The following is a 14976-nucleotide window of genomic DNA, read 5'->3' on the forward strand; positions in this document are numbered from 1 at the left end:
CACAACCATACTTGTTCCTACCGGTTTTTGTATATTTACTACTAGTTTAAAAAATTGGCAATGTTATGAAGCTTATTAAAATAATCCCCGATTCAGTTATTCCTAAATACCAACAGATTATAAATTCCATTGAACAAGCTCTTGCCCAACAACTACTAAAAAAAAATGACAAATTACCTTCCATCAATAAAGTGTGTATGGAATTTGGTATTTCCAGAGACACTGTTCTTTATGCCTACGAGATACTGAAAAAGAAAGGAATAGTAAATGCTATTTTGGGCAAAGGATACTATATAAAAAGTACTGATTGGAATTTTGAAGAGCGCATTTTTTTACTGTTTGATGAACTGAATGCTTTTAAGGAAAATCTTTATTATTCCTTTTTGGAAGAGATACAGCAAAGAGCGAATGTACATGTATTTTTCCATTATTTCAATATTGATGTCTTCAAGAAATTAATAGAAGAAAACAATGGAAGCTACACAAAATATATCATTATGCCCGGGAATATGAATGATACAGCTCCCATTATTAAGATGCTTCCTAAGAAAGACGTATATATATTGGATCAAACCAATATATTTTTAAGGGAATATTCATCAGTACATCAGAATTTTGCAAAAGATATGCACAATGGGTTATTAAAAGCAAAAACTAAGCTTGAAGCCTATCAAAGATTAATTCTTATTTTTCCCGGGCAAAAAGAGCCTGTAGGTATGGTAAAAGGATTTACCAGTTTTTGTGAGCAGTATAAAATGAAGCATGAGATCATCTGTAATTTTACTGATAGAGAAATCCTGAATGGAGACGTATTTATTATTGTAGATGATAAGCATTTGGTCAATGTCATTAAGCAATCTAAAAAGCAGAAGCTAAAGATCAGAAAGGATTTTGGAATTATCTCCTACAACGAAACGCCTCTTAAAGGTATTGTAGAAAATGGCATTACTACAATTTCTACGGATTTTTGGCAAATGGGAAAGATTTTGGCGGAAATGGTTCTTAATTCCAAAGAAGGAAGAATTGAAAATGCTTCTAATTTAATCATAAGAAATTCTCTATAATTATTTTGAACAAAGGCTCAGATTATAAAATCCGAGCCTTTATTTTTTAGCTTTAAACTTCTGGATTAAAAGTCAATAGAATTCAGTGTTTTATCCACCAGTAATCCGTTAACAGCTTTTATATTAAATGATCCGTTTCGCTTGGCTTTAAATTTAAGAATGAATAAATCTGTTGTGCCTTCTAAAGGTTGTTTTTGCCCTGTATTAACGAGTGTAGGATATAATACTTTCTCTTTATTGGTATGCAATCGATCATAAGTGAGGTTTTCCATTTGTTTAATATGTAATGGTGTAATACCTATATATTCCAGTTCCTGCTGGTTATATGGAATGGCAAAACTCAGTGCATTTACAGATTGCAGATTATTACCTTTTACCACTACTTCTACAATATCATTCTTAGCATATTGCTGTTTTGAGACAGAGACTGTAATGTTACCTTGCAGTGGTTTCAACTCTTCATCATTTATCCCTCCATCAATTTTTGTAGCGACGTTAGAAATATCAAATGCATCAATGAAACCGTTCTTATTAATATCACCATTACTGATATATCCCTCAAAGTCAGAATCTCCTTTTCTCAAACCTGTATAATTCATATATGAAGTAAAGTCATTCCTATCAATTTTCTGATCATTATTGATATCACCAGGAAGCAAACTTACAGAACCTGGTACTTTAAAAACGTATAGCTCATTTCCAGAACTAAAGTTTCTGAAGGCATTGCTGACTTCAATTTTAATGAATCGTGTGGTAGGATGTGTGGCAAAATCTAAAGATTTGGTTTTGTTATTTCTATCCCAGATAAAAGAGCCAAGTTCTGTCCAATCTTTTTTATTATCACTATGTGAAACTTTACCTTTCATCCATATTCCGTTGTAACCGCTGCTCCTAGGGATGTATTCCAATTTACTTATTGTATTCACAGATCCTAAATCTAAAATCATTTCAAAAGGAACCTTGCTCTTTTCATAATCTGAATGCCAGCCTGTACTCACATCCTGATCAAAAAGATTTTCTATCCCTTCTCCTTCCTGACTTGGAATTGTGGTAGTTGCTTTTATCCCTTTAATCGCAAATTCGTAAGGATTTTTATTGGTTTGGGATGAAAAAGAAACCCAAGCAGAAGTATTGGTTTTATTTACAGCTCTTACTTTGAAATCATATTTTGTTTCAGGAGCTAATCCTTCAAACAAGAAAGAACTATCTTTTATATTACTGTATACCATATTATTATATAGTATTTCGTAATAATCAGCATTAGGTATTTTATTCCACGATGGCAGTATTGAATAGGCAGTGTTTATATTTTCGGAAGTGACTGGTTTTAAAGTTTCTGCCAATGCCCCGGAATTATTTTTCAATTGATTGGAATTGGTAAATTGGTAATCTTTAATGACAAGCTCTACTTTGTTTTTGCTGATATCGGTGATTTCTGATTTTATCCAAAGTTGTGGATTTCTGGTAATTGAAAACTTTGAAAATTCAGAATCTTTTGTAGAGAAATTATTGAATTCCGGTTGACTATTGTAAAAATATACATTTGTCGAACTATTGAATTCATCTAACGTATTTACTGTTTTCAGTTTTATATTTTTTCCTCCAATAGAAAGTTTTACACCGGATGGTTTTTTAGTAACATTAATTCTAAATTCTGTTACTTTTTCTTTTTCAAAACCATTAAAATTACCTTGAGCAGGAGAAATGCTTATTGTCGCAGTATTTTTAACTACATTACTTTCTATAAGAGTGCTTACAGATTCGTTTTTCTTATAATTTTCGGTTACGCCATCATCATCATATTCTGTAAAACTGGATTTTTCTGAAGGATACGCTTCATAAATTCTTAATTTTTTATTGATTTGACTAACATTATTATTAGCATTTACCATCGGAATAATAGCACCTGGCTTCACAAATAGAGGAAGCTTCCAAATGGGTGCATCGAAATGATTTAAAATAACTCCTCCTTCATACGTTTGTCCTGTGAAGTAATCAATCCAATTTCCTTTTGGGAGGTAAATATTATTTCTGATATCATTCCCTTCTTTATCCATTTTTGTGGCTTGATATATGGGAGCCACTAAAAAATAGGGACCATACAGATACTGGTACTGAGTAGATTTTCCGAGGGTATAATCATTAGCCTGTTGTAAAAACATTGCTCTGATGATTGGCAATCCATCTACAGCTTCCTTAGCCACACTATAAGTATAAGGAAGTAAGCTCGACTTTAATTTTAAATAATTTCTGTTGATAGAAGTAACTGGTTCACCCAAGGCGTGAGGATACTTTTCATTGGCTCCCCAGCCATCCATATTAAGCTGCATGGGAGTGAAGGTTTTCCATTGGAAATCTCTGGTATTGATAACCGGATTTTGCCCACCAAAAATACCATCCATATCCGAAGTAATATTAGGCTGGCCAGACAAGCCTGAACCTATGTACGTAGGAATATGAAATCTGATGTATTCCCACTCTCCGCCAGTTTGATCTCCGGTCCAGATACCTGCATATCGTTGTGAACCCGCCCATCCGTCCAGCGAAATAATAAAAGGGCGACTTCCATTACCATAGCGTGGCATTATTTGAGCTACATCTGAAATACCATTCAGCCCGAATGAGTAGCCAGGACCTACCCAGGCGACATCCGTTTTTAAAACTCTTACGCCTGCATCCCCCACTTCTTTTATAATATCTCTCTGCAAAAGAGCAGCTACTCCTTCTTTTGGATGTAAATCTGACTGTGTCCACAATCCTATTTCTACTCCATTTTTTCTGGCATATGCTCCAAATGATTTTAAATTGGCGACGTTGCCTTCCAAAGTTTCAGTTTGTCCATATCCAGCTCCATACCCATCATTGGGCAATATCCATCCTAATGGCATATCTGCATTTTTATAACGGTCTATAACTGCTCTGGCTGAAAACTGATAATTGTTTTTTTCACCATTTAACGATTCTTTAACTCCTCCATTGTCTTTTTGGCTCTCTTTATACCTTTTTCGGTCTTCAAATGGTATTCCTTTATCGTCTTCCTTCCAATAATCTCTGTTGTAGGCATTAAGATGTCCTTCATAAAAACCGAACTTGGGCAAAAGTACAGGGTTTCCTGTAAGCTGGTAAAAATCATTCAACAAAGATTTAGGCTGATCATCTACCATAAAGAAAACGTCCAGATAATTAGTCTCATGAGCCAGTTTCACTTCATTTTTATTTTGTTTACCAAAATCATAATATCCTTTTTTGAAAGTATGCCACATAAAACCATATCCATTTGTGGACCAGTAATAAGGATTGGGAGATGCTACACCACCGTCAGTCCAGTTATTTTGATTTACAATAAAAATAGTATTTCCTTTATGGGAGAATCTCCCATTCTGCACACCGCCTCCATAGAAATATTCATCTTTTCCCTGAGATAAAGTCAGTACTACTTCTTTAGAGTTAAATTCAATGGGAGCTATAAAAGTAAAGATCTCTTTGTGAAGGTTCAAGTCAAATACTTTAAATAAAGAAGTAGCCTTTTCAATTTCTATTTTAATTTTATTGGTGGAGACAGAAACAGTCTGTGATAGATTATTAATAGCAATTCCTTTTATTTTTTTTCTGGGCTGATCTGCCAAAATCTGAGCAGGAGGCACCGCTTCCGGATTTCTTATTTCTCCACCTTTGGGATCTAAAAATAATCTGAAAATATTTTCTCCATAAAAATCTATTACCATTTTTTTGTTGCCGGAAAGCAAAACTTCTACAGAAGTTTCTCCTTTCTTAGAAACATTCTCAATATTTTGAGCCTTGGCTTTTCCAATGGAGAGGAAAAGAAAAGAACTCAGGAGTAAAATCTTTTGAATTTTTGGATTTAAAACTGTATTCATGTATGTTGACTTTATCTATTAATTTACATTTTATACTACCCTAAGAAAATATGATAAATATTTCAGATAAAATAACTATAATCTTTTGTAATATTAAAACTTTCAAAAATCAGTACCCTTTTGCTGCCTGGGCTTCTTTTAATTTTGGATTTAAATCCACCGCAGTCTGAGGGTAAGGGAATCTGTAAAACTTATCATTCCATACTCTTTTGGCAACCTGTGTATTTGTAATATCATAGACTGTTTTCATTACATTGGGAGCAATTTTCCATCTTCTGATATCATAGAATCTGTGTCCTTCATTCGCTAACTCTATTCTTCTTTCATTTCTAATAATATCCCTCAAAGTTTCCTTTGTCTGTGTTCTGCTGATTGCTGGCATCCCAACTCTGCCTCTGATTTTGTCTAGTGCATCATAAATAGAGGCATCCGGCCCATACATTTCATTTTTTGCTTCAGCATAAGTAAGCAATACCTCTGCATAGCGAATCAGCATAAAATTATTACTTGCCATTAAGTTTTCATCTAATGAACTATAATCAGCCATTTTTTTGTAGTTATAGCCAATTTTCGATGTATTGTTTCCTCCTTTGCTCCATGTGAACAGCTGGCTTGTTCCAAAACCCTTCAGATAAGACCAAGGTCCATTGGGGTGCATAATACTTGCATATAAACGGGTATCTCTGTTTTTAAACTCGTCCAGATAGGTATCATTTGGACTTCCGTCATTATAGTTTGAAGCTCTTGTAGCATCAGAAGGGGGTGTAAATGCAGTTCCATCTTTTTTCCAATAGGCATTTACCAAATCAATGGTTGGGGTTATAGAGCTCTATCCACTCTCTTCATTGGGCAATAGGAGAAGGGTCATGTAATTGCTGTATATTCCTTTTGAATCCGGTACATATTGAGCTTCTAAAATTGATTCTGTACTGCCCTCATTTTTGGCCCAGAATAACGCCTGATAATTACTTAAGCCTTTGTAAAAATTATCTTTATCTGTGGCAGAAGTAAAGGTAACAAAGCTGTCATAGTCTGTACTTGTGTCTACCGAAGCTGTATTGAAAAGCCCGTAAATTCCAGAGTTCATTACGGATTGAGCAGCTTCATAAGCTTCTTTATATTTTCCTGTGTATAGATATACCCTTGCTTTGAATGCCAATACTGCTCCTTTTGTTATTCTACCTTTATCCTGACCAGAGGTGTAGAAAGCTGGTAATTCATTTTCTATAGCATTTAATTCACTAGTTACAAAATTATCAATTTCAGCTTCAGAAACAGGAGTAAGAGAGGTCTCATCTAATTTACCTGATTTCTGCACCAGTGGAAGGGCTCCAAAGTACTGAGATAAATCAAAATAATTGAAAGCTCTAATAAATCTTGCTTCTGCTATATATCTTTTAGCAAGATTTTTGTCCATGGGAATTTGATCAATATTCTCTAAAAAAGTATTCACCCTTCTAATTGTAGTAAAGTCATATCCGAAATCTGTAAAAGGAAGTATGTCCCCTGTAGAAGCAGCTACAGCTTTTGTTTCCCAAGGATACTGAGCATATGAATTATCGGTATAACTATCATTATACATATTTTCATACGCAGCACCAGATAAGTATGCATAAATACCATTTAATGCTAAAGTAGCGTCTTTTTCAGTTTTCCAAAACGTCTCTTCTGATATTTTGTCTTCCGGAAACCTATCTAAATTACAAGAACCATTAACTACAGCCAGGGAAACTGACAATAATATAATTTTTATTTTTTCCATTTTTAGATGTTTTTATTTTAAGTTAAAAAGTTGCATTGATACCAAACGATATCGTTTTTAAGTTTGGATATGTGGAACGGGCGCTAGCCATTTCAGGATCAAAATCTTTCGCTCTTTTGTCTCCTCTCAGTGTAAAGTAATTTTCTAAATTTGCATATATTCTGAATTTTTTCAATCCTATATGACTGATTGTTTTCTGAGGAAGGGAATATCCCAAAGTAACAGACTTAATTCTGAAGTAACTTGCATCAAAAAGCCAAAAATCTGAAGCAACTTCTATATTCTGAGTTCCTCCTCCAGACGGTAACATCCTATGGTATAACGCGTTTGGATTTGGGTTTTCAGGAGTCCATCTGTTATCTAAAACATATTGTTTTACCCCTGCACCATTGAAGAATGCCTGAGAGGATTCTTTATCCAGATATACCTGAACATTAGCTACCCCTTGCCCCACTACACTAAGATCAAAATTTTTATAGCTACCTCCCATGCTTAGACCATAGGTAAAACTTGGGACATCATTTCCTATGACTGTTCTATCGCTCTCATTAATAACTCCATCCCCATTAATATCCACATACTTTATATCGCCAGGCTGAGAAGAGTTATATAATTTAGGATAATTATTATTAATATCCTCCTGGGTTAAGAGACCGGCAGTTTTGTATCCATAGAAATCACCAATTGAACCTCCAACCTGTGTTATCCAGTTATTATCATATAAAGGCTTGTTATTTATAAGTGAAAGAATATTATTCTGGTTTTTAGCAAAATTAGCATTGATATAAAAGTCTCCATCTTTAAAATTTTTATTATATCCTAAAGTAATTTCTATCCCTTTATTTTCGACATCACCAGCATTGATTGGCGGCGTTTGGGTTTTTACTGGATCGCTGTCCATGATTACACCTGTTTCATATTCTAATTGATGGCTCATTAATGCACCCTTAGTAAGACGGTTATATAAATCTACTGAGAATGTGAAAGTATTACCGAATAAAGATCCATCCAAACCTATATTTTTGGTGATAATTTTTTCCCATCCAATACCGGAAAAGCCAAGCTTACCTGGCACCACTGCTCCAACAATAGCATTCCCCAGAACTGAAGAATTATTATCCATATAGGTTTGGCTGTCATAATAACCAATGGTATTGACAGATCCCGTGCTGCCATAAGAACCTCTTAACTTTAGGGTATTGATAAAATTCAGGTTTTTAATAAAATTCTCTTTATCCAGCCTCCAGGAAGCCATAATTGCAGGAAAATAGCCCCATCTGTTTTCTTTAGCAAAACGTGAAGATGCATCTGCCCTTATAATACCTTCTAAAAAATATTTTTCCTGGTAATTATAATTAATACGGGCAAAAGCAGACTGGACAGCAGATTGGTGGGTATTAGACTTTAATTCATCTAAAGTTCCGTCAAGAGTAGAAAGAGCACTCAAAGAATGCAATCCATCTTTGGGTATATTAGATTTTCTACCCTCCATTACTCTATCTGTGTAGTTTTCATATGAAGCACCTCCCAACACTTTAAAATAATGTGATGCTATCTTCTTTTCATAACTTACAAAGACCTGAGTATTAAGCAATTCATCAGATTCCCATTTTTCATGATAGTTATTAACTGCTCTTGCAGTTGCACCAATAGGAGCTTGAGTCAAAAAATTGTATACAGGGTTGAGTGTATTTGTAAATTCACCCAAACGATAGTTCCAGTTTGAATAGCTGATTTGGGCATCTATATTTAATCCTTTTACAGGGGCATAGCTTGCGGATAACGCCCCCATAAATTTCTGATCATTTACCTTAGAATCTCCTCCCTCTATGTTATTTCTTACAGGATTGGTTTTTGCAAATGTATTATCTACTTTACCCGCATTCATAGATCCCCACCATCCGTTGGATTGCCTTAATGCCATAGTAGGAGTTATTCTTGCCAGTTCTATAGTATTAATATCGTCTCCCTGATCATTGATCATCTGTTTGATAAACGATATATTAGAATTGACGGTAAGTTTATCACTTAATTTAGAGGAGGTATTGGTCCTGAAAGAATATCTGTCCATCCCTTTTGTGGGTGATAGAGACTCCTGTTTCAAATACCCTAAACTTGCAAAATAACGGGTTTTATCTCCCCCTGATACATTAATCTCATTATTAAGCACATTAGCCATTTTCCTATAAGTTGCTTTATACCAGTCTGTGTTAGGGTATCTATCCGGATCTGTCCCAGCAGCTGTAAGATCTATTTGTTCTTGCTTGTATTGAGAAAAATGACCAACACTATTATCAGCGTTGTAATATGCCTCATTTTTCAGTTTCATATATTCAACAGCATCTACATATTTTGGCAAATAAGTCGGCGTCTGATAGGCATTATACATATTATAATTGATACTCATCTTACCTCCACCCCCTTTTTTGGTCTCGACAAGAATGACACCATAACCAGCTCTTGTACCATAGATAGCTGCTGAAGCATCTTTTAATATACTTATATTTTCAACATCGGCTGGGCTTAGCCTGGAAAAATCTGCAGCACTTGAGAGAATTCCATCAATAATATAAAGTGGGGAATTACCTGCAACACTCCTTCCCCTTATATTTAAATCAGGTACAGAACCTACATCTTTTAAAGAAGATTTAATTGTAACCCCGGGTAAAGCACCTTGTATACTGGCGGTTAAACTTGTTGTTGGGCGATCCTGTAGTATCCTTTTGTCAACAGAAGCTATAGATCCGGAAACAGTTCCTTTTTTCTGTTTTCCGTATCCTACTAAAACAATTTCTTCCACATTTTTTACTTTCTTCATGAGGGTGTCCGAAGGTTTGTTTTTAGTTTCCTGTGCATACACAAATGGTATAGAGGACATTAGAACTGCACTCAAAATAATCTTTTTTTTCTTCATGCTTTTATTAATTTTATTATTGGATATTATTTTACCTAAGAGTAGTTGCTTTCTTACTAATCTCTTTTCTTATTTTTTCCTTTGCCTGAGAGGGAACTGGCTATTACTAAAACATTAACTGTTTGTTAATCAAATGTATATTTTTACTTCACACCTGCATACTGGTAACCACCAGTTTTTATCCCTTTACCACCAGTTTGAAAAAGATTAGAATATGCCTTATTAAAAAGCCTCCTGTAAATTGATAATGGTTGACAGACTTAATTCTTACTTTTAATAAGAACAACACAAAAACACCGATAACATTTAATATATCAGCGCTTTAACTTTATTCCAATAGATCAACAATTAAATATTAAGGTTAGTTTTTTAAAGGTTAAAAAAATCTTCAGTAAGCAAGTTTAGAGTTCATTTTCAAAATGTTTCAGGTAACCTTTTTACCGTTCCATAGCAACATTTCTCACGCAAAAAGTATGTTTTACCCGCTTCTGTTTTGTGTTTTTTTAATAATGAATAATAAGCCAAAGAGCATTGAAAGATATCTTCAATATCTTTGGCTTTACAACTTTTTTTGGATTGAAAGAAAAAGAATTGTGAATAAGTTTAGAAAGGCTGCCCAAACCATCATTAATTAATTCAAAAAGATGTACAATAAGGTGTACCTAAATTAGATTGATAAGATTTTGCATTAGTGAAGAATTAATTCATATCAAAGCATGGAATAAAGCGTAAAGAATTTCGAGTACAACTACCCAAATACTTTGCAAATTCTTTAAAATTTCTGCAATATATCCTTAAAATATAGGCATAATGCCCTTTAATTAACCTTTAAAATTTGTTCTACATCATTTACGGCCTTTACCAGAGCTTGCATTTTTTGTTTACCCTGTTTATTGAATTTTAATTTTTTAGAATCTCCACCTTACAAAGGCTTCCATGGCAGCATAAGTAGCAAGCCCCATTTTATGATAGGTTTCAGCTGTTTCTCTGTTTCTTTCTTCTGCTCTTTGCCAGAATTCTCTCATATCCGTTCCCTGGAATACGACTCCATCTTTTTGAGATTGATGCTTGAAAATTCCATAGCGTTTCTCCAAAATCTGGTCCGGGCTTAGGGGAACTGCCATTTCTATTTCTTCTATAGACCATTCTTTCCATGCTCCTCTGTATAGCCATAGCCAACAATCTTTCATGTATTCCTTCGATTTTAAATTCTTAACAGATTCAAAAACAGCATCTAAACATACTTTGTGTGTTCCATGAGGATCTGCTAAGTCACCAGCTGCGTATATCTGATGTGGTTTTACTTTGTCTATTATATCTGTTACAATTTTTATATCTTCTGTACTTAATGGTTTTTTTTCTATTCTGCCTGTCTCATAGAAAGGCATTTCTAAAAAATGAATCTGACTGTCTGGTATTCCCACGTAATAGCAAGTGGATTTTGCTTCTCCTTTCCTTATTAAGCCCTTGATATGCCTTACCTCAGGAATGTCTATATCACTATTTTTTTTATTTTGTAAAAATTTGGTTGCTTTGTCAAAAATCTTTTGTGCCGCATTATTTTCTATACCAAACATTTCGTTGTAGTCACAAACAAAATTGGCAAACCGCAATGCTTCAGAATCTGCTACGGCTATATTTCCGGAAGTTTGATAAGCAACGTGAACCTCATGCCCCTGCTGGTGTAGCCTTATGAAAGTTCCACCCATACTAATAATATCATCATCCGGATGCGGACTGAATATAAGAACTCTTTTCTTGGCCGGAGTTTTCCTTTCTGGTCTATTACTATCATCTGCTCCTGGTTTACCTCCCGGCCATCCCGTTATGGTGTGCTGTAATTTATTGAAAATTTGAATATTGATATTGTAGGCTGGCCCTTTATCTGCCAACAGATCGCTCATTCCGTTTTCTATATAATCCGAATCGGTAAGCATCAATATTGGTTTTTTTATTTTTTGGGCTAACCCCAAAACTGCTTTTCGGATTAATGCATCAGTCCATTCTATTTTTTCTACCAGCCATGGAGTATTAATTCGGGTAAGTTTATGAGCAGCTGCCTGATCTAACACAAAAGTGGCATTTTTGTGTTCCTGCAGATAAGAGGCTGGTACTAGATTGGTAACAGGGCCTTCTACAGACTCTTTTATAATATTTGATTTAGATTCCCCCCACGCCAGGAGTATTACTCTTTTCGCTTCCATTATTTTCTTCACTCCCAATGTAATAGCTGTTCTGGGAGTATTCGACAGTCCTAAAAACTCATTGCTTGCTGCTACTCTTGTGATATGATCTAAAGCTACAAGACGGGTTTTGGAATTTTGCAGGGAACCCGATTCATTAAATCCGATATGACCATTACCACCAATACCCAGAACCTGCAAATCTATCCCGCCTAAGGCTTCTATTTTAAGTTCGTATTCTGTACAATAATCTGCTATTTCTTCTTTGGATAATGTTCCGTCAGGAATGTGATAATTTTCAGAAAGAATATCTACTTTATCAAACAATAACTCTTTCATAAAACGAACATAACTATGTACGGAATCTGGTTCCATAGGATAATATTCGTCAAGGTTGAAAGTAATTACGTTTTTGAAGCTCAGACCTTCTTCTCTGTGCATTCGTACCAATTCTGCGTATAAGCTCTTGGGAGAAGACCCTGTAGCCAGCCCTAAAATACAAGGTTGTTTCTGGGACTGCTTGACGCGTATAAGATCAGAAATTTCTTTTGCTACAGATTTTGAAGCTGAAAGCGAATCCGTGAAAATAACTGTTTCTATCTTTTCAAATCTTTTCTCGAATCCTGTAGAGGAATCTATTGTGCTTTTTAACATATTAATTTGGTTTTTGGAAAGTGCTAAATTAAATTTATACCTAATTGTTGAAACCTGTGAGAATCTGCTGTTGAATGCTTACATTAAAATTGTAATGCCAGCTTATTCCCATAAATTCTCAGGATACAGCTTCTTCATTCTTAGTTCTGAAATCCTTTTTTGTACAATTTCTTTATCTTCAGAATAGGTAACTCCAAACCGCCTGTCATTAGATTTCAGTAATTTTACGTTAACTTTTCCGGATGCTATACTGTCGGCAACCAAAGTGGGTAAATAGTATTCTGCTTTCAAACTCCCTTTGTTTTTCTCTAAAAAACGCTTAAAAGAATCATTGCCAAACTCAAAACACCTGGGTGTGAAACCCCAAAAATTCATAGATACTGTTACCTCCTCTTCAATTGTTGTAAAACTCTCATCTTCTTCTTTGTACCTTAGCCCGTTTTCACTTTTCTCTATATATGTTCTTTCTGTTACATTTAATAAGTTTCCATTACAATCTACCTCACATACACCCCGGGAAACATAGCCATGGTCCGAAACCGTATTCTTCAGTAAATAGCCTATCATACTAAAATGATAAGAGTTGATATCTGTTTTTTTTAGAAAATCATACATCACCATAAAGGCATCTCTCCCATAAAAATCATCAGCATTAATAATGGCGAAGTTTTCGTGTACCACATCTTTGGTAAGCAGTAAGGCATGTCCTGTTCCCCAGGGTTTGGTACGTTCTGCATTTAGATATTCCTGAGGGACACGATCAATCTCCTGATACACGTACTCTATTTCGGCTTTTCCTTTTATTTTTTTTTCTATTAATGACTTAAACTCATTTTCAAAACTTTCACGAATAATGAAAACAAACTTCTTAAAACCAGCCTGCAATGCATCATATAAAGAAAAATCTATAATGGTATCTCCCTGTGGAGTAAATATATCTAACTGTTTAAGACCTCCATATCTGCTGCCCATTCCGGCTGCTAAAATGATAAGTGTAGGATGGTGGTGATTTGTATTCATTTTCTTTAATAAATTTTGGATAAGTATCTTGAAAATTATAATCTACATTCGGGGATTTTCTAAGCAAACTTTAAGTTTCATACAAAAATTACTACAAATTCATAAGATGAAACCTTATACAAAACTTATATATTTTCAATAAAAAACAAAAAGAACAGGTACTACAAAGATACACTACAACAATATACAATTGATTTACAATCACTTAATATTATAAAAATAAATAAGTATGATGATAACAATGAATTTGTTCCAATTCTTTATGACTAGAAAATCACAGAATTTTGTAAAATAATAAGATGTGATAAGGTTTAATTTAAGGTTATGGGTTGTTCACAGTGGGTGAAATTTTAAAAACAAGAGCGAAAGCTGCAAATAAAAATTTTACTACAAAATCATTATTAATTCATTAACAAGTGTATTATATTCAATTAATACATGTTATACAAATTACTGAATAACAACATATTGAAAACAAAAACAAATCATGTAGTATCGGTGTAGTAGATTTTTTTTATTATTTTGGTTAATAATTTTCACATTTGAAAATGATTGCTCAGAAAAAGATTAAATGATGAAAAAAGAATCTTTCGAGGAATTTTTGGCTTCAAGATAAAATCATTAATAAAATGATAGATTATTTCTGTAAATGAAAGATAAAATTACTTATTCAACCAGCTTAAACATTCAGCGATTTGCATTTTACTGATAAAAATTTCAGTATTCACTTCCGGTTCCGGTGAAAGTCTAAGCTCTACTTTCTGGCTGGAATGCTTGATAATTTCGGAAACCGCATCTTTATTAATGATAAATTTCCTGTTGATCTTAAAGAAAATTTCAGGGTTCAGCTTCTGAATAATATCTTTAATGGTATCATCATAAATATAGGTCTGATGGTCTTTAGTGGTCAGGAAAAGGTACTTCCCGGAGGCAAAAAAGTAGGCAGTGTTATGCTCGTCTATTGATTTGAGTTTATTTCCTTCTCTTACCATAAAGCGTTTCATTACCTCATCTTCTGCCTGTCGCAGTGATGAAATAGATTTAAGAACCGGTTCAGGATCAAAATTATTTCTTATAGAAATAAATTTCTGTAAAGCTTTATGCAAATCTTCTTCCTCGAAAGGCTTCAGAAGGTAATCAATGGTGAAATGCCTGAAAACCCTCATGGCATATTCGTCAAATGCGGTAATGAAAATAATTGGGCTAAAAAGCTCTATCTGTTCAAAAATTTCAAGGCTCATTCCATCTCCAAGATGAATATCCATAAAAATAAGATCAGCCGAATCTTTCTCAAAGAACTCAATTGCCTGTTTTTTGGAACGAAGAATAACCGTCTCTGTAACAGGGACTATGCTCTGTGTATCCAAAAGATTTTTCAGATAATTCACAGCCAGCAGTTCATCTTCTATAATGGCAATTTTCATAACGATGCAAAAGTACAAAAAAACCGCTGAAACAATTAAGTTCAAGCGGTTTCCTCTGTATTGAATTTGATATGAAG

General features: G+C 34.2%; 8 protein-coding genes. 1 reads left to right on the forward strand and 7 read right to left on the reverse strand.

Annotated elements, in window-relative coordinates; genetic code table 11:
* The first annotated feature begins 65 nt into the window (after positions 1 to 65).
* The gene (locus RHP76_RS08430; RefSeq protein ID WP_288443170.1) at positions 66 to 1064 is read left to right on the forward strand and encodes a GntR family transcriptional regulator; all 999 of its coding nucleotides are present in this window, start codon (positions 66 to 68) and stop codon (positions 1062 to 1064) included.
* 65 nt (positions 1065 to 1129) lie between these two features.
* On the opposite strand, the gene RHP76_RS08435 is transcribed toward RHP76_RS08430, so the two are convergent.
* The 7 genes from RHP76_RS08435 to RHP76_RS08465 all read right to left on the reverse strand — a co-directional run bounded on the left by RHP76_RS08435 (position 1130) and on the right by RHP76_RS08465 (position 14899).
* Complete coding sequence (locus RHP76_RS08435; RefSeq protein WP_311229952.1) at positions 1130 to 4942, reverse strand: TIM-barrel domain-containing protein; 3813 nt, start codon at positions 4940 to 4942, stop codon at positions 1130 to 1132.
* 109 nt (positions 4943 to 5051) lie between these two features.
* A complete protein-coding gene (locus RHP76_RS08440; protein ID WP_311229953.1) occupies positions 5052 to 5747 on the reverse strand; it encodes a RagB/SusD family nutrient uptake outer membrane protein in 696 nt (231 codons plus the stop codon).
* 24 nt (positions 5748 to 5771) lie between these two features.
* Positions 5772 to 6704, reverse strand: a complete 933-nt coding sequence (locus tag RHP76_RS08445; RefSeq protein WP_311229954.1) for a RagB/SusD family nutrient uptake outer membrane protein — start codon at positions 6702 to 6704, stop codon at positions 5772 to 5774.
* Positions 6705 to 6726: 22 nt separating this feature from the next.
* A complete protein-coding gene (locus RHP76_RS08450; RefSeq protein WP_120231957.1) occupies positions 6727 to 9618 on the reverse strand; it encodes a SusC/RagA family TonB-linked outer membrane protein in 2892 nt (963 codons plus the stop codon).
* 908 nt (positions 9619 to 10526) lie between these two features.
* Entirely contained in the window at positions 10527 to 12455 is a 1929-nt protein-coding gene (gene nagB / locus RHP76_RS08455) for a glucosamine-6-phosphate deaminase (protein WP_120231958.1), read from the reverse strand.
* 102 nt (positions 12456 to 12557) lie between these two features.
* Entirely contained in the window at positions 12558 to 13475 is a 918-nt protein-coding gene (locus RHP76_RS08460) for a sugar phosphate nucleotidyltransferase (protein WP_311229955.1), read from the reverse strand.
* A 662-nt stretch (positions 13476 to 14137) separates the two neighbouring features.
* The gene (locus RHP76_RS08465) at positions 14138 to 14899 is read right to left on the reverse strand and encodes a LytR/AlgR family response regulator transcription factor (protein ID WP_062674338.1); all 762 of its coding nucleotides are present in this window, start codon (positions 14897 to 14899) and stop codon (positions 14138 to 14140) included.
* Positions 14900 to 14976: the final 77 nt, after the last annotated feature.

Source organism: Chryseobacterium sp. SG20098, from assembly GCF_031844745.1.
In the GTDB taxonomy this organism is placed as follows: domain Bacteria; phylum Bacteroidota; class Bacteroidia; order Flavobacteriales; family Weeksellaceae; genus Chryseobacterium; species Chryseobacterium cucumeris.

Bases quoted from the DNA above. Each gene is read 5' to 3' on its own strand.
- RHP76_RS08450 (WP_120231957.1), bottom strand. From the start codon at position 9,618: ATGAAGAAAAAAAAGATTATTTTGAGTGCAGTTCTAATGTCCTCTATA.
- RHP76_RS08465 (WP_062674338.1), bottom strand. From the start codon at position 14,899: ATGAAAATTGCCATTATAGAAGATGAACTGCTGGCTGTGAATTATCTG.
- nagB (WP_120231958.1), bottom strand. From the start codon at position 12,455: ATGTTAAAAAGCACAATAGATTCCTCTACAGGATTCGAGAAAAGATTT.
- RHP76_RS08435 (WP_311229952.1), bottom strand. From the start codon at position 4,942: ATGAATACAGTTTTAAATCCAAAAATTCAAAAGATTTTACTCCTGAGT.
- RHP76_RS08460 (WP_311229955.1), bottom strand. From the start codon at position 13,475: ATGAATACAAATCACCACCATCCTACACTTATCATTTTAGCAGCCGGA.
- RHP76_RS08445 (WP_311229954.1), bottom strand. From the start codon at position 6,704: ATGGAAAAAATAAAAATTATATTATTGTCAGTTTCCCTGGCTGTAGTT.
- RHP76_RS08430 (WP_288443170.1), top strand. From the start codon at position 66: ATGAAGCTTATTAAAATAATCCCCGATTCAGTTATTCCTAAATACCAA.